19 protein-coding genes and 1 tRNA gene are annotated in these 24,564 nt (G+C 33.8%); 3 read left to right on the top strand and 17 right to left on the bottom strand.

All coding sequences use genetic code 11. The features are described from left to right. Positions 1 to 16: 16 nt before the first annotated feature. A complete protein-coding gene (locus AB3G33_RS10710; protein WP_367769194.1) occupies positions 17 to 754 on the top strand; it encodes a hypothetical protein in 738 nt (245 codons plus the stop codon). 81 nt (positions 755 to 835) lie between these two features. On the opposite strand, the gene AB3G33_RS10715 is transcribed toward AB3G33_RS10710, so the two are convergent. From AB3G33_RS10715 to AB3G33_RS10790, 16 genes are all read right to left on the bottom strand, one after another. Beyond that, on the bottom strand, positions 836 to 961 hold the full coding sequence (locus AB3G33_RS10715) for a hypothetical protein (protein ID WP_367769197.1): 126 nt from the start codon (positions 959 to 961) through the stop codon (positions 836 to 838). A gap of 225 nt (positions 962 to 1,186) precedes the next feature. After that, the gene (locus AB3G33_RS10720; protein WP_367769199.1) at positions 1,187 to 2,434 is read right to left on the bottom strand and encodes a site-specific integrase; all 1,248 of its coding nucleotides are present in this window, start codon (positions 2,432 to 2,434) and stop codon (positions 1,187 to 1,189) included. 258 nt (positions 2,435 to 2,692) lie between these two features. Continuing rightward, a tRNA-Ser gene (locus AB3G33_RS10725) sits at positions 2,693 to 2,780 on the bottom strand. Between the two features lie 166 nt (positions 2,781 to 2,946). Then, positions 2,947 to 4,080 (bottom strand): 3,4-dihydroxy-2-butanone-4-phosphate synthase, encoded by a 1,134-nt coding sequence (gene ribB / locus AB3G33_RS10730; protein WP_367769201.1) that lies wholly within the window; start codon positions 4,078 to 4,080, stop codon positions 2,947 to 2,949. 9 nt (positions 4,081 to 4,089) lie between these two features. Further along, entirely contained in the window at positions 4,090 to 5,529 is a 1,440-nt protein-coding gene (locus AB3G33_RS10735) for an LptF/LptG family permease (RefSeq protein ID WP_367769203.1), read from the bottom strand. An 8-nt stretch (positions 5,530 to 5,537) separates the two neighbouring features. Further along, on the bottom strand, positions 5,538 to 6,179 hold the full coding sequence (locus AB3G33_RS10740) for an outer membrane lipoprotein carrier protein LolA (protein ID WP_367752519.1): 642 nt from the start codon (positions 6,177 to 6,179) through the stop codon (positions 5,538 to 5,540). A 4-nt stretch (positions 6,180 to 6,183) separates the two neighbouring features. Further along, on the bottom strand, positions 6,184 to 8,619 hold the full coding sequence (locus AB3G33_RS10745; protein ID WP_367769206.1) for a DNA translocase FtsK: 2,436 nt from the start codon (positions 8,617 to 8,619) through the stop codon (positions 6,184 to 6,186). Positions 8,620 to 8,636: 17 nt separating this feature from the next. Beyond that, positions 8,637 to 9,011 (bottom strand): diacylglycerol kinase family protein, encoded by a 375-nt coding sequence (locus AB3G33_RS10750; protein WP_367769209.1) that lies wholly within the window; start codon positions 9,009 to 9,011, stop codon positions 8,637 to 8,639. 10 nt (positions 9,012 to 9,021) lie between these two features. Then, the gene (gene tpx, locus AB3G33_RS10755) at positions 9,022 to 9,519 is read right to left on the bottom strand and encodes a thiol peroxidase (protein WP_367769211.1); all 498 of its coding nucleotides are present in this window, start codon (positions 9,517 to 9,519) and stop codon (positions 9,022 to 9,024) included. 186 nt (positions 9,520 to 9,705) lie between these two features. Continuing rightward, on the bottom strand, positions 9,706 to 9,963 hold the full coding sequence (locus AB3G33_RS10760) for a hypothetical protein (protein WP_367752527.1): 258 nt from the start codon (positions 9,961 to 9,963) through the stop codon (positions 9,706 to 9,708). Positions 9,964 to 10,088: 125 nt separating this feature from the next. Beyond that, positions 10,089 to 10,397 carry a thioredoxin family protein gene (locus AB3G33_RS10765; protein ID WP_367769214.1) on the bottom strand — a complete coding sequence of 103 codons (309 nt, stop codon included), beginning with the start codon at positions 10,395 to 10,397 and terminating at the stop codon, positions 10,089 to 10,091. A 158-nt stretch (positions 10,398 to 10,555) separates the two neighbouring features. Beyond that, complete coding sequence (locus tag AB3G33_RS10770; protein WP_367752531.1) at positions 10,556 to 11,194, bottom strand: peroxiredoxin; 639 nt, start codon at positions 11,192 to 11,194, stop codon at positions 10,556 to 10,558. 192 nt (positions 11,195 to 11,386) lie between these two features. Beyond that, entirely contained in the window at positions 11,387 to 12,844 is a 1,458-nt protein-coding gene (gene nhaC / locus AB3G33_RS10775; RefSeq protein ID WP_367769217.1) for a Na+/H+ antiporter NhaC, read from the bottom strand. Positions 12,845 to 13,055: 211 nt separating this feature from the next. Further along, the gene (locus AB3G33_RS10780) at positions 13,056 to 14,654 is read right to left on the bottom strand and encodes a glycoside hydrolase family 3 protein (protein ID WP_367769220.1); all 1,599 of its coding nucleotides are present in this window, start codon (positions 14,652 to 14,654) and stop codon (positions 13,056 to 13,058) included. A 145-nt stretch (positions 14,655 to 14,799) separates the two neighbouring features. Next, positions 14,800 to 16,065 (bottom strand): MFS transporter, encoded by a 1,266-nt coding sequence (locus tag AB3G33_RS10785; protein ID WP_367769223.1) that lies wholly within the window; start codon positions 16,063 to 16,065, stop codon positions 14,800 to 14,802. Continuing rightward, positions 16,052 to 17,626 (bottom strand): glycoside hydrolase family 10 protein, encoded by a 1,575-nt coding sequence (locus AB3G33_RS10790; RefSeq protein WP_367769226.1) that lies wholly within the window; start codon positions 17,624 to 17,626, stop codon positions 16,052 to 16,054. The genes AB3G33_RS10785 and AB3G33_RS10790 overlap by 14 nt, the downstream gene beginning before the upstream one ends. Positions 17,627 to 18,002: 376 nt before the next feature. Between AB3G33_RS10790 and AB3G33_RS10795 the strand changes: the two genes are divergently transcribed. Next, positions 18,003 to 20,918 carry an FAD-binding and (Fe-S)-binding domain-containing protein gene (locus tag AB3G33_RS10795; protein ID WP_367769229.1) on the top strand — a complete coding sequence of 972 codons (2,916 nt, stop codon included), beginning with the start codon at positions 18,003 to 18,005 and terminating at the stop codon, positions 20,916 to 20,918. Between the two features lie 271 nt (positions 20,919 to 21,189). Then, positions 21,190 to 23,148 (top strand): amino acid permease, encoded by a 1,959-nt coding sequence (locus tag AB3G33_RS10800; protein ID WP_367769232.1) that lies wholly within the window; start codon positions 21,190 to 21,192, stop codon positions 23,146 to 23,148. 169 nt (positions 23,149 to 23,317) lie between these two features. On the opposite strand, the gene AB3G33_RS10805 is transcribed toward AB3G33_RS10800, so the two are convergent. Beyond that, a complete protein-coding gene (locus AB3G33_RS10805; protein ID WP_367769234.1) occupies positions 23,318 to 24,520 on the bottom strand; it encodes an aminotransferase class I/II-fold pyridoxal phosphate-dependent enzyme in 1,203 nt (400 codons plus the stop codon). Between the last annotated feature and the right edge of the window lie 44 nt (positions 24,521 to 24,564).

Raw genomic sequence — 24,564 nt, forward strand, 5'->3', positions numbered from 1 at the left:
CGTTAGCAATTTTCTTATGAAAAACACAGAATATAGATTTTTTTTCAAGATTAAAGAACAAGTTTTGTATGGCGGTAGCATTAGAGCAAGTCATGAAAAAGTTGAGTTGTTTTTCCATTATCCTTATGGGAGTAATGTTCAAAGTGAAGTGGAAATTCTTGATACAGGAATAATTGACGATGGTTATCTTCCTGATCATATTTCATTTCATACTGATGGAAATATTCACTCGAAAGCAAGAGACGGCAAAAAAAAGAAGATATATTTCAACACGTTAAATCCTGGTCTAAATGTTTGCAATTTAGAAAGAGCTAATTATCTTCCTTTTTTTCTTGAAAGTATTAATGTTTCTGAAGCTAGATTTTTAGAAAAGAGATTTAAGGAAAATGTAACTTTTGACCCAAAAAAAGATATTCTTTATGATGTAACTTCACTGAATTCTTTCAGTATATTGTTGGTTAGTAAATGTGAAAGATTAAATCCTAAATTCATTGTAGAAAATGAACATTTGAAACGGTTAAAATATATTGGAGCTGACGTAATTTCAGGAGTGTTTACTAAAGAAGATAAAGAACAAATTTTCGAAATAAATTCAAGTTTTAATACAGACTTGGTCATTTTGTTGGTTGAAAATGTATGGGAAAGATTCCCAGCAATCATACATCATAAAAACAATGATGAAGGAATAAGATTTACGACTACTGTTTGCATGCCTCCAGTAGAATTATTAGGAAAAATGATAAACCTGAATTAAAGACAATTGCTAAGAGTTAGGGTTCGTTGCCTGCACAGTACGAGTAATGAAGACTCAGTTGAACAGAACCGCTTATAGGTTTTATTTCTCTGATTTGATCTCTTTTATCTTACGCTCGAGTTTTTCTCGCTGTTCTTTTGCTTTTTCATCATATGCCTTTTGCCTTTTTTCAAAAATGATTTGTTTCTGATAAAGTTCTTTTTCCACAGACAAAGTTTTATTATAACTATAAATCAAGAGAGCGAATAACAATGCAATACTGCAGAAATAAAAACGATATTCCAATAGTAAGTACTTTAGTCTTTCAATTGTTTTTGATAACATGATTATTAAGAATTTAAAATGTTCCTTTGAAAAAATTCACAAACTAAGATAAATGTATTACAAATTACTGATTTGAACTATCTATTTTGTCAAATTCAAGTAGAAATTTTAATTAGCATTTTTGATAATTTTATCATTGTTGCAGTTTAACATTTTGTTCCTTAAAATCATCATATCTTCACTCACTTTTTTATCCAATATCTTAGCATAGTGCTGTGTAGTTCTGATATTTTTGTGTCCTAACATTTTGCTCACGCTTTCAATGGGAACACCATTTGTGAGTGTTACAGTCGTTGCAAAAGTATGTCTGGCAATGTGGAAGGTTAATTCTTTTTCGATTTCACAAACACCCGCTATTTCTTTTAAATACGCATTCATTTTTTGATTGCTCAAAATAGGAAGTAGTTTGTTTTGGTTATTGCATTCCGGATGGTCCTCATATTTATCAATAATCATTTGTGTTATTGGAAGGATTGGAATTTTTGAAGCCGATTCGGTTTTCTGACGGTGAGTGAATATCCATTTCTCTCCGTCGATTCCAAGGCTTATGTGCGACTTTGTTAGGTTTTTGACATCAATGTAGGCTAAGCCTGTAAAACAGCTGAAAAGGAAGATATCGCGCACTAGCGATAATCGTTCCGTTTTGAAATCTTTGTTGAGTATATTTTGGATTTCGTCTTCGGATAGATAGACTCTTTCTACTTCTTTAACTTTCACTTTGTAGTTAGCAAATGGATTTCTTTCTATCCAATGATTGGCCAAACAGATCTTGATTATTTTGCTGAAGTTCTTGATGTATTTTACGGCAGTGTTATTGGCGCAATTGCGAACGCTTCTTAGATAGAATTCATAATCTGTAATGAAGGCATGATCTATTTTAGTGATTTCGATATCGGATATGTTGTATTTCCATTTGAGAAATTCGAGAGTATGCTTTAGAGAGGTGGTATAGCGCTCTAATGTTCCTGGTGCATATTCTTTACCAACCAATTCTTTGATTTTGTTGTTGTGATCCTTGAAAATGGGGATAAGCATTCGTTGGTTGTCGTGGAGATCAAAAATTTCATTCTTTAGATTTTCAGAAGTTATAATAATATCCTTTTTGTATAATTTTTTCTCAGCTTCTAAAATTTTAGATTTTAAATATTCAAGGTGACTGTTTATTGAACGAGTCTCTTCATTGTTTCCTTTCACTTTAGATCCTTCATTTGACCATTTCTCAGGATTAACAAATTTGTTGCTACTAAATTCAAATCGTTTAGATTGTACTGTGACACGTACATAAATAGGGCAGATGCCATCATTATTGACTTTTGATCTCTTTATATAAAAGAGAACGGATACGGCTGTGTTCATGGTTGGTGACCTTTTAGTTATTATTAAATTTAAACTTTGTACTACTTCCAAACAAGATGTTCAAATAGTGAAAAGGTATTTGAACAACTGTTGAACTGGTAACTTTTGAGATAGGTGTCACTTGAGAAATATAATTTCAGTGACACCTCAAAAGACACCTAAGTTTTGAGATTTAATGAATAATTTGATTTGCCGTAAATGAAAAAACCCTTCTAAATCATAAGATTTAGAAGGGTTTGCTTCGTTTAGTATTTCTACTGGCGGAGAAAGAGGGATTCGAACCCCCGGACCTGTTACAGTCAACAGTTTTCAAGACTGCCGCATTCGACCGCTCTGCCATTTCTCCAGTCTGTGCTATCATTTGCTGATTGCGAGTGCAAATATAAGCACTCTTTTCGGTTTACAAAAACAATTTTGATAAAAATTTTAGTTGTTTTTGAAAGTATTTTTTAATTGTTTCATTTCCTTTGATTTAGAGAAAAATTATTTTTCAGAAATAAAACAAATAAACACTAATAGCTGACGTATTCTGTTATTTCAAGACCGTAACCAATCATTCCAACACGTTTTCCTTGCTCGGTATTAGAGACCAAACGAATCTTAGAAATGTCTATATCGTGAAGAATTTGTGCTCCAATACCAAAATCTTTGCTGTCAATCTTAATTTTTGGTGCTTTTATTTCTCCTGTTGCTTGTAATGTTTTTAACTCAGCCAAACGATTTAATAAATTTACCGATTGCATATCCTGATTAATAAAGATTACAGCGCCTTTTCCTTGCTCGTTAATGACTTTAAACATATCATCCAATTGTTGGTCTGCATTATTAGTCAAAGTGCCTAATAAGTCATTATTTACTTGAGACGAATTGATTCTTGTTAAAACAGCCTCGCCTAAATTCCAATTCCCTTTTGTCAAAGCAATATGAATTTGTTTGTTGGTAGTTTGTTCGTAAGCGCGTAGACGGAAAGTTCCAAAACGGGTTTGGATATCAAAATCATCTTTTTTCACAATCAAACTGTCATGTTGCATTCTGTATGCAACAAGTGCCTCAATAGAAACTAATTTCAAATCAAATTTTTTCGCCACTTTTACTAATTGTGGTAATCTTGCCATTGTACCATCTTCATTCATGATCTCTACGATAACTCCAGCCGATTTAAATCCGGCTAGTCTAGCAAAATCAATTGCAGCTTCAGTATGACCAGTTCGTCTTAGTACACCACCTTGTTTTGCAATTAAAGGGAATATATGACCGGGTCTTGCTAAATCATGTGGTTTTGTATTAGAATCGATAAGTGATAAAACGGTTTTGGCTCTATCTGCAGCAGATATTCCTGTAGTTACGCCGTTTCCTCTTAAATCTACTGAAACAGTAAAGGCCGTTTCCATTGGATCCGTATTATTGGTAACCATTACATGCAATCCTAATTCTTTACAACGACTTTCGGTTAATGGAGCGCATATTAATCCACGTCCATGTGTAGCCATAAAGTTGATCATTTCTGGAGTTACCTTTTCGGCAGCAGCCAAGAAATCACCTTCATTTTCTCTGTCTTCATCATCAACAACAATGATTATTTTTCCTTGACGGATATCTTCAATTGCTTCTTCAATTGTATTGAGGTGTATTTTATTTTTGACCATGATTGGTTTTTATTTTTTAGAGGGAAATAATTTTTTAAATATTTTTTGAATGGGGGATAATATCACATCCATGTTTATTAATCCAATATCATTTGTGGCCCTATAGGTTAATAATATGGCTAATGGGGTAAGAATAAAGGACGACATCCAGGCTCCCATAAAAGGAGACATTCCGTTTTCTTGGGCTATTCTTTTTCCAAAAGTATTTATAAAGTGAAAGGATATGAATATTAATACAGCAAAGATGATTGGAAGTCCAAGTCCCCCTTTTCTGATGATGGCACCTAGTGGAGCACCTATAAAAAACATCATCAAACAGGCGTATGCAATTACAAACTTATCATAGAATGCCAGCACGTGATTGTTGATGTTTTTTTGTTTGTTTTCCAAATTTACTTTGGTAGCATCAATTGAATAATTGGTGCTAACGACATTGCTGCTTGCAATTTTTAAAATTTCTGATTTTTGTTCATTGGTATACAAGGACAAAATGTTATCAGGTATTTTTTTGCTTTTTGGCTCCGCTTTATCATTATAAATGTTATTACTTGATATTCCAGTTCTTAGATTTATATTTTCAGAATAAGAAATAATCTCCGTTTTATAATTTTTTTTCAAAGAATCCAAAGTATAGTTTAACTCACTTAAAGTCAACATCGTATTTGTGTTGGCGATATTGTTTTCGTCAACGTTAACCTTGTTCAATTGTGATAAATCAATATTGATGGTGTATTTTTTAAAAGAGCTTTTCGCAAATGGTAATTTGTTTCGATCTTCATATTTTTTAGGAATCAGATCTTCATAATAATTTCCGTTGTTGAGTACCAGTTGTAGAATACTGGATTTTTCGCTACTAATCAGTTCACCATCTCTTGCCTTGATTACGGTTTTGCTACCATCACCAATATTTGATTTTTTATGAATAGTAATTCCCGTTAAAGTATTTCCGTCTTTCCCTGATTTTTTATTTACCTTAATGTTGTAAAAACCAACATCGCTAAACTGGCCTTCAGTAATTGCCATTGCAGGTTTTACTTGTGCAATGTTTTTTCTAAAGTTTATGAATTTATATTCGGCATACGGAATCACATTATTAGCAAAAAAGAAGGCAACCACACTGAGTAACAAAATAAAAATAGTCAAGCCTCTCATGGCTCTTTGTAGTGAAATCCCTGAAGATTTCATTGCAGCAAATTCATAATTTTCGGCTAGGTTTCCGAAACTCATGATAGACGCTAGCAAAATAGATAAGGGTAATACCAACGGTATGATTCGAGGCATCGAGAATAAAAGAAATTTTATAACTAATGCAAAATCCAAATCCTTACCAGCTAGTTCCGCTATGAATAGCCAAACTGTTTGCAGTATGAATATAAAAAACAAGATTACAAATACCGTAGCAAATGTAATCAAGAATGTTTTTAATAAGTATTTGTCAAGAATTTTCACCTAATAATTTAATCTAATTTATTGATGTAGTAATTTGGATATTTACTTTCGGCAAAGATAAATTGATTTTTTGACAAAGGTTGGTTGGTTTTAAAAGAATTAACGGTTAAAGTAGTTTTTGTTCCTTTTTTACCCATTTCAATCAAATTATAGATGTGTTTTGTTTGCACATCAATTCCCAATAGGATTTCTTTTCTTTGATCTCTTGAATTGGTAGGAATCAATTTGATATATTGAATTTTTCGTCCTCTTACATCTTGCAATGCATCCATTGAATACCTGTAGCCACTATTGAAAAAAGTAAGCATTTTTGAAGGAGTAATGGCACTATCGTCTTTTTCATTTACATTTGAAATAGTAATTTCTTCATCTTCAGGAACAATAGTATACGTTTTTCTTCCATCAAAAATCTTGGTAATTCCCATGAAATTCAATACATATTGGTTGTTTTTCATCGTTACATTTCCTTTACTGTCTTGATTGATATTTTCTTTTGCGTTATTTAAAGAATATTTAAAATCAATTACAATATTATCATAACTTTTTACTTTTGCAGTCACTTGATCTAAAAGGTCTTTTGCCTTTTTGTCTTGTGCTTGTATCGAAAAGCTAAAAAGAAATATAAATGCAATTTGAATAAATGTTTTCATAATTTTAATTGTTTTGTTCATTGTTAAAAAATTGATCAAGAGAACTCATGTCTAGAATGTTAACACTACGTGCTTTACTTCCTTCAAAGGGTCCTACAATTCCAGCTGCCTCAAGTTGATCAATTAATCGGCCGGCTCTGTTGTAACCCAATTTTAGTTTTCTTTGTAACAATGATGCTGAGCCTTGTTGTGCATTCACAATGATTTCGGCCGCTTCTCTAAACAAAGTATCTCTATCGGATATATCCATATCAAGATTAATGCCACTTTCCTCTCCCACAAACTCAGGAAGTAAATAAGCGGTAGCATATGCCTTTTGTGAACCTATAAAATCAGTTATTTTTTCTACTTCAGGTGTATCAATAAAAGCACACTGTACACGGACCACATCATTCCCATTGGTGTAAAGCATGTCTCCACGTCCAATCAATTGATCTGCTCCTTGTGTGTCCAAAATTGTTCTTGAATCTATCTTCGATGTTACTCGAAAAGCGATTCTAGCAGGAAAGTTGGCTTTTATCAAACCTGTAATTACATTTACTGACGGTCTTTGAGTGGCAATAATTAAATGGATTCCAATAGCACGTGCCAATTGAGCCAAACGGGCAATGGGAACTTCTACTTCTTTTCCTGCAGTCATTATCAAATCGGCAAACTCATCCACTACTAATATAATGTATGGTAAAAAGCGATGTCCATTTTCAGGATTTAGTTTTCTAGCCTTAAACTTATCGTTGTATTCTTTAATGTTTCTCACCATTGCATCTTTCAACAGTGAATAACGGTTGTCCATTTCCACACAAAGAGAGTTCAAAGTATTGACTACTTTAGCGTTGTCAGTAAGAATGGCGTCTTCGCTATCTGGAAGTTTGGCTAGATAGTGTCTTTCAATTTTATTAAAAAGAGTCAGCTCTACTTTTTTAGGATCTACCAAAACAAATTTAACTTCCGCAGGATGTTTCTTGTACAATAAAGAAGTAAGAACAGCATTTAAACCGACAGATTTTCCTTGTCCTGTAGCACCAGCCATCAGTAAGTGAGGCATTTTTGCTAAATCGACCACAAAGGTTTCATTCGAAATTGTTTTTCCCAATGCAATAGGTAGCTCCATTTCAGCTTCCTGAAACTTGGCTGAACCAATTACACTTTTCATGGAAACCATGGTAGGATTCTTATTAGGCACTTCAATACCAATCGTTCCTTTTCCAGGAATAGGAGCAATGATACGAATCCCTAATGCCGATAGTGATAAGGCAATATCGTCTTCTAGATTCTTGATTTTTGAAATTCTGATTCCTGCTTCCGGAACAATTTCATACAAAGTTACCGATGGACCAACAGTTGCTTTGATTTGTGCAATCTCAATTTTGTAATTGCGTAACGTATCTACAATTCGGTTTTTATTTTCTTCTAATTCTTCCTGGTTGATTGTGATTCCTCCAGTTGAATATTCTTTTAATAAATCGATTGTTGGGTATTTGTAATTGGATAAATCCAAAGTAGGATCAAATAGTCCAAAGTCAGAAACCAATCTTGAAGCTAGATTTTCTTCGATAAGATCTTCCTCTGGTGCTGTTTCAACAACAAAGGTATCTAAAGGTATTTCTTCAATAGGTTTGGGTTGTACTGGATTTGGTTTCAAAACAGGGTCCAAATTGATTTCGGAAGAATGTGAAATGGTTGGTTTCAATGCTTCTTTATTAATTTCGAATTGGGATGCTTTTGGTTTTAATTCGATATTTTCTAATCCATTTTCTTCAGCAACGGCAAACTCTTCTAGGTTGTAAGCACTTTCACCTTTAGTTGTTGGAGCTGTGTTTAAATCCGTTTTTATTTCTTTTTTGGTATTTTCAAAAAAGGACATGATTTTTTCAGGCGATAATTTAATTTTAAAAATCACATAAATAATCAGCCCAAAAAGTAAAGTAAGTAGGGTTCCTGTTTTTCCAATATAATCTTGTAAAAATAAATTCAATTCGTACCCTACTGTTCCTCCCAGTTCAGGTAATGATGTGGCAAAAAAACCAAATAATATAGAAACAATGATAAGGGCAAATAAATCCCAAAACCAAATTCCTTTCAATTTTCTAGCTGAGATACCTACAATTAAATAAATACCTGTTAAGAAAAACAAACGGACAAATAGGAAGGAAGCCAAACCAAAACCTCTATAAACAATAAAATCAGCTAAATAAGCACCAAATTTTCCTAACCAATTTTGGACAACTTCAGAGCGATCTGTCAGTTGAGAAACGGCACTTTGATCTTCTTGTCCATGGAGGTAAAAGGAAATAAAAGCAACTAGTAAAGCTATAGAAAATAATATAAGTAAACTCCCCAAAACAATTTTGTGTTGTTTCGTTAATTCCCATGATTTTCCAACTTTAGTTTTTGGATTACTCTTCTTGTCTACAGGTTCTTTTTTTGTTGTTTTTGCCATTCTGGGTTGTCTTATGCCTATAGAAATCGAGGCATGTATATGATTAAACCGATTATTATTGCTGTAATAGCTGCAAAAAATACAGCACCAGCAGCAATGTCTTTTATGAAACCAATTCTTTCATGATAATTAGGATGAATAAAATCTGCTATTTTTTCTACAGCAGTATTTAATCCTTCAATGCTCATTACTAAACCGATGGCCATAGTTTGAAAAAGCCATTCTGTTGATGAAATACCAAAGTAAAAACCAGCAACAGTCAACAAGATTCCAAGGGAAAATTGAACCATTATACTGTGTTCCGTACTAATTAATTTTACTGCTCCTTTGAAAGCATAAGTAACGCTTTTTAATCTTCCCGTAAAGAAAGTATTGTCTTTTTGAAACTCCATTAATTTCTTATTATAGTACTGCTAATGCAGCTTCGTAATTTGGTTCATCAGCAATTTCGCCAACTTGTTCTGTATGAAGGATAGTTCCATCAGCATCCGTTACTATAAGTGCTCTAGAGTGTAAACCAGCCAATGGACCGTCAACAATTTCTAAACCATTTGCTTTACCAAAATCTCCTGCTTGAAAGTCAGATAAGTTAACAACATTTTCAATTCCTTCAGCTCCACAAAAACGTTTTTGAGCAAATGGTAAATCTCTTGAAATACATAAAACAGCTGTGTTGTCTAATTTTGCTGCACTTTCGTTAAATTTTCTAACAGATGTTGCACAAGTTCCTGTATCTATACTAGGGAAAATATTAAAGACTAATTTTTTTCCAGCAAAACTACCTAATGAAGCTACTGAAAGGTCGTTTTGTATTAATTTGAAATCAGCTAATTTAGTTCCTACTTTTGGTAATTCACCTGATGTATGTATTGGATTTCCTCCTAATGTAATTGAAGCCATTTTTTTTGTTTTTTGTTAAGGTTCAAAAGTATGAAAATTATTTAAGAATTAGGTTTTAAGCGCTAAGATTTTAGAACAATTGCAAACTGTTGTACCCGAATGTCTTTTAGGGACAATATCTTTTAAACAAAAAAAACGCACTTATTTCTAAGTGCGTTTTTTTGATTATTTTGTAAAGAATTGATTTTATTTATCTATAGAACCTAGTACTCTTTTCATAAAAGTGTTTAGTGCTTCTTTTTTATCAGTCCCATTTTTAATCATTTTGTGTACTTCAATAGCGCCGTACATATTCGAAATTAGTTCTCCTATAACATCTAATTCTTCGTCTTTCAATGAAGGAATCTCTGTCATTGCTTCTAGAACATCAATCGTTTCTATGATATAATCTTGATCGTTATCTTCTATAAATTGGGTGAGATGCTTTATTACAGGTAATTTCATTTTTTTTCTTTTAGTTTAAGGTTTAAGGTTTTAAAAGTTTAAAGTTTTAGCTTGTTTGGAAATTGTCATTGTTAATAGTAAACAGGTTGACAAAATTAGGAAGCGATAAAATTTAAACAAAAAAATTAAACAATTTCATTCACTAATTCAATTAGTACTTCTTGTTTATTTGTTTGCGTTTCATTTACCAGTTTACCGTCAACAAAAGTTGCAAAAGTTGGTAAGTTACTCACGTTAGCTAGTTTTCTTGATTCTGGTGAATTTTCGGCATCTACTAGTACAAAAGTGATTGCTTCATTTTCAGTCGCTAATTTTTTAAATTTTGGTTTCATGATTCGGCAATTACCACACCATGAAGCCGAAAATTGCACAACAACTTTATTGTTTTGGTTTACTAAATCAGCTAAAGTATCTTCGGTTAAATCGATTAACATATGTTTTTTTTTAGGTTCAAAGTTGCAGAGATGCAAAGTTGCAAAGGTTTTTATTGAGTCTGAAAGTTGAATAGTTACAAAGTCTCAAAGTTTTAGAAACTTTGTAACTCAGCTACTCAAGAGCTTTGCAACTTTGAGACTTTGTAACTCCTAAGAAATTAGTTTAAGCTTAAGTATTCAGCAGTACTTTTTCTGTCAGCACTCATTGCTTCTTTACCAGCTTCCCAGTTTGCAGGGCAAACTTCACCTTTTTCTTGAATATGAGTATAGGCATCAACCATACGTAAGTATTCGTTTACGTTACGACCTAATGGCATATCGTTAACACTTTCGTGGAAAATTTTCCCAGTTTCGTCAATTAAGTACGTCGCTCTAAAAGTAACATTAGATCCTTCGATCATAACTGAATCAGTTTCTTCACTATATTCAGTTGAATCAATATCAAGGATACCTAAGATGTTAGATAAGTTTCTGTTAGTATCTGCAAGAATTGGGTAAGTAACACCTTCAATTCCACCGTTGTTTTTTGGAGTATTTAACCAAGCAAAGTGTACTTCGTTTGTATCACATGAAGCACCAATTACAATTGTATTTCTTTTTTCAAATTCAGGCAAAGCCGCTTGAAAAGCGTGTAGTTCTGTTGGGCAAACAAAAGTAAAGTCTTTTGGGTACCAAAATAATAATACTTTTTTGTTGTTTTTTGTAGCTTCTTCGAAAATGTTGATTTTCATGTTGTCTCCCATTTCTGAGATAGCATCAACTGCAATACTTGGGAATTTTTTTCCTACTAATGACATAATTCTATTTTTATTATTAATTTTTTGATGGTGCAAAAGTAGGGAATAACAGAGGTTATGAGTAATCAATTTCAATTATAAATTTTTATATAGTAATAGTTTTTGATTATTAATATAAACCAAAAAACCATAACTAATAGTTAGTCATGGTTTTAGTGTTTTTTATATTAAAATAGTTAAAGTGTTTTTTTACTAATTTTTTTTATCAGTTGCTAATTGTCTAATTTTAATATTGAAAGCGGCAAAAATTAAGGTCATAAAAGGGCTTAGAATATTAAAGAAAGCATACGGTAAATAATCAAACGTTGAAACACCTAATGTTCCTGATTGATAGGCACCGCAAGTATTCCACGGGATTAATACGGATGTAACAGTACCAGAATCTTCTAGTGTTCTACTTAAATTTTCGGGTGCTAAACCTTTATTTTTATACGCTTTCGCAAACATTTTTCCAGGAACTACAATAGCTAAATATTGATCGGAAGCAGTGATGTTCAGTGCCAAACAACTTCCTACAGTGGAGGCAAAAAGTCCAAACGTTGTATGTGCTAATTTCAATAAGGTCTGACTAATTCTGGCCAAAGCGCCAATTGCATCCATGATTCCGCCAAAAACCATAGCACAAAGAATCAACCAGATGGTTCCTAACATTTTTTGCATGCCACCTGAGGTAAATAAATCAGCCAAAGTTTTATTCTCCGTAGGGATAATTATTTTGCCAGTAATGGCATCCATCACAGCTTTGTATGCTGATTTAAATGTCATAGCTTCCACACCCGCAATTTGATTTAAAATATGTGGTTGAAAGATAATTGCAAAGACTGCGGCCAATAATGTTCCTGCCAAAAGCGCAATTAACGGCTCTGTTTTTTTAATGATTAGTCCAATAACAATAGCAGGAACTAAAAATAACCATGCCGATACGGTAAAAGTACTTTCAATATCATTTAATAGGCTAGCAATATTTACATCTCCTTTAATATCAACAGTTAGTCCTAAAATAATGAATAGAATTAAGGTGATAATGTAAGTTGGAATAGTAGTTAATGTCATGTATCGAATGTGAGTAAACAAATCGGTTCCAGCCATTGCAGGGGCAAGGTTAGTTGTATCTGACATGGGGGAAAGCTTGTCTCCAAAATAAGCTCCTGAAATTACTGCACCAGCCACCATTCCTAAATCAAAACCTAAGGCACCACCCACGCCTATTAAAGCAATACCCACAGTGGCACTGGTGGTCCAAGAACTTCCTGTGGCAATAGATATAATGGAACAAATAATTAAAGTAGCAGGTAAAAAGATAGCAGGACTTAATATTTGTAAACCATAATAAATCATAGAGGGGATAATACCACTCACGAGCCATGTTCCTGCCAATGCACCAACCATAAGTAATATGAGGATAGCACCTACCGTAGATTTAATATTCTCGGCAACTTCCTCCATCATTTTTTGATAGGTCACTTTATTGAAAAAACCAACAATAGCAGCAACGGCAGCACCTAATAATAAAACAAATTGATTGCTTCCGCTTAAGGCTTCGTCACCATAAACCGATACATTATAACCCAAAAGTAAGATAAGAGCAAGAACTGGAATTAAGGCTTCTGTTATTGATAATTCTTTGTTTCTAATGATTTTTGTATCCATTCTATAGTGTTTGAGTTTGCAATATAGATAAAAAAAGAGGCATTAACCTAACTTCACTTTTTGTGGATAACATGGTTTTGAGGATATCAATGTTGTTTTTTAATAATCAAAAAACAACATTGATTTTGTTTTAATACGGATGATTTTAATTCAATTTTATTCTAATAATTCATTGTAAAAAAGCAGATTTTATTTGATTCTAAAAATCAAACTAAATTCCTTCAATATGCACTGGTAGAGTTCCTTTACAGTCTAGATTCTCTATTAATTGTATTGCTGCGCTTTCTTGAAATTCTTTAAAATCTTGGTAGACTTGCACAAGTCCAATCGCTGAAGATATATTTTGAATTACTTGCATTGAATACGGGTTTCCAAAGACATATAATATGCATTTTTTGGACATGAATATTTTTTCTAAAAATTCCAAAACGGCCTTATCAATATCAAAATTATTCATCGGTTTTGCTTTTGGAACAAATAATGCAATAAGTAAAGTATCGTAATCACTTAGTTTTTTTTCTAATGCTAATAGCGCTTCTTCTGTGCCTATTTCTATCGCAAATTCTGATGAAGGAATAGAAGTACTTAAAGTCTTAAAAAAGACATTGTCGATAGGTCTATAAAGACTGATTTTAGCTAATTTTCCTTTTTTGGATGCATCCAAAACAATTTCGGTATTGTTGCTGTCTTTGATTTTTGTAATGCTATATTGTGCTATTTTTCGATTTAAAACTGCAGCAGTTTCAAAATCTAAAGTGGTATTAATTTCAGAATTTGAATTTAATATTCCCACTTTTTCTTTGCATTGCATCAGTCGGTTATAACTGGCTTCAATGCGTTCTGGACTAGCATTTTTTAGGATTTCTTGAATTCCTTCGGGAACATTTTCGGCAAAACACAATACATCATTTCCAGCATTAAAGGCTTCCCATTCCAGTTGACCTTTTTTGTCGTACAATTTTGAAACAGAGTGCATGTTCAAGGCATCCGAAATCACTAAGCCATCATATCCTAAACGCTTTCGTAAAAGTTCCTCGATTATGTTTTTCGATAAAGTGGCCGAAGTATCTTTTCCATCATTCAAAGCAGGCATCGCCAAATGACCAATCATGATTGAGTCTACTTGGTTTTCAATTCCTTTAATGAAAGGATATAGTTCATTTTCCAATAATTCATCTAAACTTTCCTTTAAAACGGGTAATCCCAAGTGCGAATCTACATTAGTATTTCCATGACCGGGGAAATGTTTAAGGCAACCTAGTACACCTACATCATTCATTCCACGCAGGTATTCAAGAGCAAAATGAGCTACTTTTTCTTTGTTTTCACCAAAAGAACGGTAGCCAATTACGGGATTATTTGGGTTGTTATTGATGTCCGCTAAAGGTGCTAGATTATAATGAATTCCTACTGATTTTAAATCCAATCCAATTTGTTTTCCTACTTCATAAACCAAGTGTGATTCACTTTCCGGTAAAGCTCCTAAAGTTATAGCATAAGGATATTGTGGAGTTTTCTCTACACGCATGGCTAGTCCCCATTCGGCATCAATACTCATTAAAAGTGGCGTAGGAGCGCATTTTTGGTAACGAACAATTAAGTCTTTTAAACGTTGGTAACTATCGTCATTAAAAACAATTTTTTTCTTCGTTTCATAGTTGGTTGCTGCACTGGCTCTACTATGAAAAAAAGTCAATCCACCAATGTTGTACTTTGTAATGAGTTGTTCCATTGCCTGAATGTTTTCTTCGGTGTCATTGATGAAAACGGCAGGAAAAAAGAATTGCCCTATTTTTTGTTCTAAAGTCATTTATGAAAATATTTGCTGTTATTTCTTGCCACAGATTCACTGATTTTTTAAAACTAATTAATATTAAAATCAGTGAATTAGTGGCTATTTTTTAAAATCGGCATTTTACCGGGTCTTATGAAGTAAATCCGTTTCATCCATAAACTTATGCTGATTTCTTTCCGTATTCTTTTGGGAATATCAAGAAACGAGATAAAATTAATCCTGGAATTGTAGCTAAGAAAACCCAAATAAAGAAGTTTCCATATCCTAAATATTCTTGTATGTATCCACTAATCATTCCAGGTAACATCATTCCTAACGCCATGAACCCAGTTGCAATAGAGTAGTGGGAGGTTTTTGATTCGCCATCGGCAACATAGATTAAGTACATCATAAAAGCAGCAAATCCAAAACCGTAACCAAACTGTTCTGCAATAACGGTGGCATAAATATAATACACTGATGCAGGATGAAAATGTGCAAGGAGTATAAAACCAATGATTGGTAAGTGCATGGCTAGAAACATGGGTAACATCCATTTACCAAGACCGTCTCTCGAAATTACAATTCCGCCAATAATTCCGCCAATCGTTAATGATAGCACACCAAAAGTCCCGTAAATAATCCCTACATTTTGGGTAGTTAAACCGAGTCCGCCTGCATTGATATCATCAATTAAGAAAGGAGTTAACATTTTTAATAATTGGGATTCGCCTAATCTAAATAATAAGATAAAAGCTAATACAATACCGATTTGTTTCTTTTGAAAAAAGCTAGAAAATACGCTAGAAAAACTTGCTTTTTTAGCTTCTACTGAATTTTTTACAATCGCTTTTTCGGTTCTTGGTGTAGCAAAATAATTGTAGATAGTAATTAAAGTCATTAGTAATCCAACGATAATCATCGTATAGGACCACGCTTTTTGTTTGTCTCCATATTCTTGTTCTAGATAGCCACCAATAATTACAATTAAGCCATTTCCAGTAAGCATAGAAAGGCGATAAAAAGTACTGCGTATTCCTAGAAAAAAAGATTGTTGGTCTTTCTCCAGAGCCAATAAATAAAAACCATCACTAGCCACATCATTGGATGCTGATGCAAAAGCAGCGACCCAAAAAACAGCCAAACTAATTAAGAAAAAATGATTCATGGGAATGGATAATCCTACGATTAAAAAGGCAATTGAGATGAGCAATTGCATAGCCAAAAACCATTTTCTTTTGGTAGAATACAAATCGATAAAGGGGCTCCATAATGGTTTTATAACCCAAGGAAGATATAAAAGACTGGTGTAAATTCCAATATCTTCATTACTGATTCCCAGATTCTTGTACATGATTACCGAAACCGAAATAATAATAGCGTATGGTAGTCCCGAGGCAAAGTTTAAAATAGGTATCCAATACCAAGGTCTATTATTTACTTCCATTATTCATTGCGCTTTGGTTTGATTTTTTATCCGTTTTGGTGCTTACTTGTGTAGCCTTACTTTCATTACCAAAAAAATCAATAAAGGATACAGCATAAGTAGTATTTTTATCCTCAGTAGTCTTTGGAATAACTATAGAAATAGTATCTTTTTTTTCTTTGAAAGCAATTTTATCAATAATTTGACTAGGGTCATTAAGATCTAATTTGGCACCATTTTTAGCTTCATAAACCATAACGTAACGAATCTTGCTATTCAATGGATAATTGAGTGTATAGGTAGAACAACTACTATTACTAGTTGCATTACATACAGTGGGGATGTCAATTACTATTTTTTTAGAATTAGGGACTACATACGGAAGCGCTGGATATTTGTATTGATTTTCCAATAATAAATCGGTAACAGCTTTATTTCTGTTCACAAATGATTTCGCACTAAAAAAAGCGTTTCCATTGATGTTTTTATACGATCTAGTTACATCAATCTGGTTTGGAATTTCTGTTGGATTAAACCATCTTCGGTCTGAATCGGTATTGATTTTATAACTACCATTTCCGATGTAGACTGCGGTATTTTTTGAGTTCTCAGACCACCATTTTAATAGTTTGGTATACGAAGCGGTTTTATGATCCATACTCCAATATAATTGAGGCAAGATATAATCAACCCAGCTGTTTTCCATCCAAGCCATTGGATCAGCAAATAAATCATCATAGTTGGTTTGTCCCGATTGTGTGTCAGATCCTTTTGGATCTACTGATTTATTACGCCAAACTCCAAATGGACTGATACCAAATTGTACCCATGGTTTTCTCGTTTTTATAGCATAAGACGTATATTTTACAAAATTGTTGACATTCAATCGTCGCCAATCTTCTAAGCTTAATCCATTTCCGTATTTTTTATATGAGGCTGTGTCATTGAAATTTTCTCCTGCTATTTTGTAGGGATAAAAATAATCATCAAAATGTATTGCATCAATATCGTAGTTTTTTACTACTTCATCGACAACTGCTACTAAATGGGTTTGTACTTCGGGTAGCGCCGGATTATAATAGTATTTTCCGCCGTATTTAATCATCCATTCCGGATGTTTGTAAAAGTCATGTGTTGGACTCAAATTTGCTGTATTCAAATCCATTGTTGCACGGTATGGGTTAAGCCATGCATGAAATTCAAATCCTCTATTGTGCGTTTCGGTTATCATCCATTCCAAAGGATCAAAATTATTAGCAGGTGCTTTTCCTTCTTTTCCAGTTAAGTATTTTGACCAAGGAGCTAGTTTTGTAGGATAGAAAGCATCACCAACACTTCTAATTTGGACAATTACAGCATTGTAATTTAGTTTTTTATAGGTATCTAAAATTTCAAGAAAATCGGCTTTTTGCTTTTCAATTGGATCTGTACTCGTTTTGGGCCAGTCAATATTTGCTACGGTAGCAATCCAAACTGCTCTGAACTCATTTTTTGGGTTGAGAGTTGTTTCTTGCGCATTTCCTATTGAAAATGCTAAGAGAAAGCTAGATAGAAGAAGAAAGAAAGATTTTTTAAGGTTCATTTGGAAGGCTTTTTTATAAGTATCAAAAATAGTTTTTTTGGCGAATTATAGTTGCTAAATTACTATAAAATTATATGTAAAATAGTGTTGCAATTTCTTTGCCAAAGAATTACGATATCATTTTATTTGTTCATGATACCCTAGCCCCAACAGAAGTGAAACCCCTTTGCAGGTCGAAAATTGCTTTTTTCTGGGGTGGGCAGAGCGACCAAAGGAAGCTCCTGAACACGCCTAGAAAAAGGATTTGAGACCCAAAAGGGTGCAGCGGATGGTGGGAATTGCTCCTGAAAATAAAAAACGAAAGGAGTGTTAGAATTTGTGATTAGGTAAAGGACTATTATTTATATTTGTACATTATCTAAAATACTGCCATTTCATGTCAATTTTGCAACAGTTCGAATCATTATCCCAATCGCTGGACGGTACCCTTTTATACGACACACTTCATAAAATTTTATACGCAACAGATGCATCGGCCTACCGAATCATGCCGGAAGCTGTGGCTTTGCCAAAAACAACCGAGGATATTGTAAAATTGATGCATTTTGCTTGGGAACATAAAATTTCGTTGACACCTAGAACAGCTGGAACTTCACTGGCTGGGCAAACGGTAGGTAGTGGAATTGTAGTTGATGTTTCCAAACATTTTACCAAAATTGTATCTTTTGATGTAGCAAAAAAAACAATAACAGTTCAGCCAGGAGTTATAAGGGATGAGCTGAATTTATATTTAAAACCGCACGGATTGTTTTTTGGTCCGAATACGTCCACTTCTAGTCGATGTATGATTGGTGGAATGGTGGGGAATAACTCATCAGGAACCACATCGATTCGATACGGAGTGACCCGCGATAAAATTGTAGAAATTAAAGCAGTTTTGAGTGATGGATCTCAAGTAGTTTTTGGAGAATTGAGTTCGGAGGCTTTTATCGAAAAAACCAAAGGTGATTCTTTGGAGAATGCTATTTATCGAAATTTATACGAAGAATTATCAGTCGAAGCGACCCAAGAAGAAATAAAAAAGGAATTTCCTAAACCAGAAATTCACCGTAGAAATACTGGTTATGCTGTAGATATATTATTGAAATCAGATTTATTTGGAGGAAATGAACCTACAATTAATGTGGGTAAATTACTTTGTGGTAGCGAAGGAACACTGGCTTTTACAACTGAGGTTACATTGAAAGTGGATGATTTGCCACCAACGAATAATGTGATGGTGGTGGCTCATTTTCATACGATTCAAGAAAGTTTAGAAGCTGTTGTGACAGCGATGAAACATCATTTATACACTTGTGAAATGATGGATGATACGATATTAAATTGTACAAAAACGAACAGAGAGCAAGCTAAGAACCGATTTTTTATTCAAGGAGATCCTAAGGCGGTGATTATGATGGAAGTGGGTTCGTATATAAGCATGGAAGATGCCGAGGCACAAGCCAATGCTTTGATAGTAGATTTAGAGTTGCATAATTTTGGGTATGCTTTGCCTAAAATTTATGGTAGTGATATTGATAAAATAAACGAATTGCGTAAAGCTGGTTTAGGACTTTTAGGCAGTATTGTAGGCGACAATAAAGCAGCTGATTCTATTGAAGATACTGCAGTAGAATTGAGTGATTTACCTAATTACATTGCTGATTTTTCGGCAATGATGGCACGCCACGGTCAAGAAGCGATTTACTATGCGCATGCAGGAGCAGGAGAAATTCACTTGCGTCCCGTTTTAAATTTAAAAACAAAGGAAGGCGTTTATCAATTTAGAAATATTGCTACCGAAGTAGCCGTTTTAGTAAAAAAATATAGAGGTTCCTTGAGTGGTGAACATGGAGACGGCATAGTGCGAGGAGAATTTCTTCCATTTATGATTGGTGATAAAAACTATGAATTACTAAAGCGCATTAAATTGGCATTCGACCCGTATTCGGTTTTAAATATGGGGAAAATTGTCAATGCTTTAAAAATGGATGAAAACCTTCGTTTTGAACCAGGAAGGGATGAGCCAGAAATTCAAACAATTCAAGATTTCTCCGACAGTATGGGAATTTTGAGACTGGCAGAAAAATGCAACGGTTCTGGAGACTGTAGAAAACCAGCCTCGGCAGGAGGGACTTTATGTCCGAGTTATCGGGCTACCAAAAATGAAAAAGACACCACGCGTGCTAGAGCCAATGCTTTACGGGAATATTTAACGCAATCAGAAAAAGATAATAAATTCAATCATAAGGAATTATATGAAGTTTTTGAACTGTGTGTAAGTTGTAAAGCTTGTGCTAGTGAATGCCCGTCTAATGTGGATGTAGCTTCGCTAAAAGCAGAGTTTTTATACCAATATCAAAAAGCAAATGGTTTTACTCTTCGAAATAAAATTTTTGCCAATAATGCCAAACTAAATAAGCTAGGAAGTGTATTTCCAACGTTGACTAATTTCATGGTCAATCAGCCTTTAGTGAAAAAAGGGATGGGAGTAGCTCCAAAAAGAGAAGTGCCTTTATTAGCTCCAAAATCGTTTAGAAAATGGTTAGAGAGCAATAAATCAAAAAATAATAATAATTCATTCGTAAACGGGAAAGTATTTTTGTTTTGCGATGAGTTCACGAATTATTATGATGTGCAAGTAGGTATAGATGCTTTTGAGTTATTGACACAATTGGGTTACGAAGTGCTTGTTGTTGACCACGAAGAAAGTGCTAGAGCGTATATTTCTAAAGGTTTTTTAGAAGAAGCGAAAGTGATCGCGAATAAAAACGTTTCGATTTTTAGTTCAATTGTTTCGGCTGAAATTCCATTGATTGGAATTGAACCTTCGGCAATATTGACTTTTAGAGATGAGTACTTACGACTAGCTGATGATAAAGCTGCAGCCGAAAAGTTGTCTAAAAACTGCTTGACCGTTGAAGAATTTTTTAAAAGAGAAATTGATGTTAATAAAATTCATTCAGATCAGTTTTCGAATGAAGGAAAGCAAATTAAAATTCACGGTCATTGCCATCAAAAGTCTTTAAGTACTATTGAAGCTACATTTGCGATGTTGAATATACCTAAAAACAATAAAGTGACCATTTACAACTCGGGTTGTTGCGGTATGGCGGGTTCTTTTGGGTATGAGAAAGAGCATTATGATATTAGTATGCAAATGGGGGAAGACACTTTATTTCCTAAAATTAGAGCTACAGCATCTAGTATAGCGATCGCAGCAGCAGGGACAAGTTGCCGTCATCAAATTTTTGATGGAACTAATAGAAAAGCACAGCATCCTGTTACTATATTGAGAAGTTGTTTGAGATAATTAGTATAGAAGCAGGACTTTTAAAAAGATAAAAAATAAGATGTTTCTTTTATTAGATTTTTATTGTCTTTTAAATAATAGTTATTGACTTTTTAATTCTGTTAAAAACATATTTTTGACTTATTTTGACTATATAATAAAAAATTTACTCTAAAATAACCGATAATTAAAATTGTTTTATACATTTGGATTTTGAATAAAACTTGCATTATTGTTAGAATAATGGCAAACAATTTACAAGATATTAATTTTTAATAAGAAATTACGACTTATGGCACTTTCCAGTTTGTTTAGAAAAAAAACAGTGCAAGATATCTTGGCACAGGTAGAAAAAAATAATGCTGACGGGCACAATGCATTAGGCAAACATCTTAAAGCAAGAGATTTGGCCGCTTTTGGTATCGCTGCAATAATTGGTGCGGGGATTTTTAGTACTATTGGTAAAGCTAGTTTTGATGGTGGTCCAGCTGTTATATTTTTATTTTTATTTACTGCAATAGCTTGTAGTTTTGCTGCTTTTGCTTATGCTGAATTTGCATCTATGGTTCCAGTTTCTGGTAGTGCATATACGTATTCGTATGTAGCTTTTGGTGAAATAATGGCATGGATAATTGGTTGGGCTTTGATTATGGAATATGCTGTAGGGAATATCACCGTCGCCATATCATGGAGTGATTACTTTACTAGTTTGATGGATAATATAATAAACAATCTCAATCATAATTACCATCTTAATTTACAAGTTCTAGCCGATTGGGCTCAAATGGATTATTTAACAGCTTCCAATGGCTTTAAAGATGCAACGGCATTGATGCAAGGAGGAAAATCTTTCGAAAATTTAAGTACAGGACTTAAATCTGCTTATACTGCTTGGACCACTGCGCCAACAATAGGTTCTTTCCATTTTGTTGCTGATTTGCCTGCTCTATTTATTATCGTTTTGATAACCGCTTTAGTATATCGCGGAATGAAAGAATCTCGTAATGCGAGTAATATGATGGTAATCGTAAAGCTGTGTATAATTCTATTGGTTATTGCGGTAGGTTCTTTTTATATCGATATTGATAATTGGACTCCTTTTGCTCCTAATGGTGTGAGTGGGGTTTTGAAAGGAGTTTCGGCTGTTTTCTTTGCTTATATTGGTTTTGATGCCATATCGACTACAGCTGAAGAATGTGAAAATCCCCAACGTGATTTACCAAAAGGAATGATGTGGGCGATAATTATTTGTACTGTTTTGTATATAATAATTGCTTTGGTATTAACAGGTATGGTGAATTATGCTGATTTGAATGTGGGTGATCCTTTACTTTTTGTTTTCAAAAAATTAGATTTGAAAATCATGTCGGCTATCATTGGTGTGAGTGCTGTAATTGCCATGGCAAGTGTATTGTTAGTTTTCCAAATGGGACAACCGCGTATCTGGATGAGTATGAGTCGTGATGGGCTGTTGCCAAAACGTTTCTCTAGAGTGCATCCAATATATAAAACTCCTTCTTACGCTACTGTTGTTACTGGATTTGTAGTGGCTATTCCTGCTTTGTTTTTGAATTTAACTATGGTAACTGACTTATGTAGTATAGGTACTTTATTTGCCTTCGTATTGGTTTGTGCTGGAGTTTTGGTTTTGCAAAATAAACCCAATATTCCAAGAGGGAAATTCAAAACACCTTATGTGAACTCTAAATATGTGGTTCCTTTTTTATTGGCTGCCGGAATATTCTATGCGTTGCAATTTAACCATAAAGGGACAATGGATTTTATTACTAATGAAACTCAAGTCAATAAAGCGGAAGATATTATTACTTCATTAAATAAAAAAGAATCCCAAAAAGTGTATGCTTATCTTGTAAGTTTAGACGCTGAAAATAATACTGTTGAAAAACCAGATTTAGAAAATTTATTAAGTAAATACCAAGATGATGAAGCTAAATATGCTACTGTAGTTGCTGGTTTACCAATTGATAATAGCTTGAAGTATGAAAGTGGTTTTAGTTTGTTCAAACATAAAATACCAATGTGGATTTTCCTAATCGCTTTGATTGGATTGACGATTTGGTCTTTCAAAGAAAATCTATCTTTAATCCCATTATTAGGATTAGTGAGCTGTTTGTATATGATGGCTGAATTAAGTGTTTGGAACTGGATCTACTTTACTATTTGGTTGCTAATAGGTTTGGTGATTTACTTTGGCTTCAGCCGAAAAAACAGTAAACTGAGTCATTTGTAGTTTTCTAAAACTAAGATCTTTTATAAAAACCGTTTTGATTTGTTCAAAGCGGTTTTTTTTGTGTCTAAAATGGAGTTTTGTTTTTTAAAGTCACATAGATCCTTAAAAAAAATCCGTCCAAGATTGCTCTCAAACGGATTTTAACCAAAGTAAACAACTAAAAAAAAAATTATAAAATTGAAAGTTCTTGCATGCAAGTTCTCATCATTTGGTATGTTCTTTCGATATCATTGTCTAAACCTATTGAAAACCGAATTAGACCATCCGTTAAGCCCATTTCGGCTTGTTCGTTCAGCGGGATTTCACTTGAGGTAGAAGTTCCAGGAGCACTAAATAAAGTTTTGTAAAACCCTAAGCTTACAGCTAAATATCCTAAATTACGGGATTGCATTAACTCCATTAATTCATTGGCTTTCGCCAAAGTTCCTACGTCTAGTGTCATCATTCCTCCAAAACCGTACTCTGGATTAATCATTGAAGCATATAGTTTATGACTTGGGTGACTTGCTAGACCTGGATAAACGGTTTTTAATCCATCTTTTTCAAAACGCTCTGCTAAGTAAGCCGCATTATAACTGTGTTGTTTTATTCTCAAATGCAGTGTGCGCATGTTTTTCATCACACTCGCTGAGCGCATGCTGTCCATCGTAGGTCCTAAAAGCATACTTGCACCACTATTTACATCCTTCAAACTATTGATAAATTCTTGCGATGCACAGGTTACTCCACCTACCGTATCACTACTTCCGTTTATGTATTTTGTCAAAGAGTGAATCACAATATCAGCACCTAGTTTTATTGGAGTTACTGATAAAGGCGAAAAGGTATTGTCCACAACTAATTTCAAATTGTGTTTCTTGGCAATTTTAGACAATCCAGCAATATCAGCCACTTCTAGTAAAGGATTACTTACTGTTTCGCAGTACAGCACTTTTGTCTCAGGGGTGATAGCAGCTTCAACTGCATCTAGTTTTGTAATGTCTATAAAAGCAGTTTTGATCCCTAATCGTGGAGCGAAATTCTTCAAGAAAGCATACGTTCCGCCATAAATTGTTCTACTTGAAACGATATGATCACCAGCACCACATAGTTGTAACAAGGTAGGCGTGATCGCTCCCATTCCTGATGCCGAAACATTGGCAGTTTCTGTTCCTTCCATTGCTGCAAGGGCTTTGTCTAAATACAAGTTGCTAGGAGAGGAGTGACGCGAGTACAAGTAGCACCCTTCCATATTACCTTCAAAAGTATCAAACATGGTTTTTGCTGATAAAAAGGTATAAGTCGATGAGTCAGAAATTGATGGGTTTACACCACCAAATTCGCCAAAATACTGTAAGTCTTGAATGTTGTCTGCGGGATTGAAATTATCCATTGTTATCTTTTTTAAATTGATTTAGGAGCTATTTCCAGCTATCC

Origin of the sequence: Flavobacterium sp. WC2421, assembly GCF_040822115.1 — a bacterium.
Lineage (GTDB): Bacteria > Bacteroidota > Bacteroidia > Flavobacteriales > Flavobacteriaceae > Flavobacterium.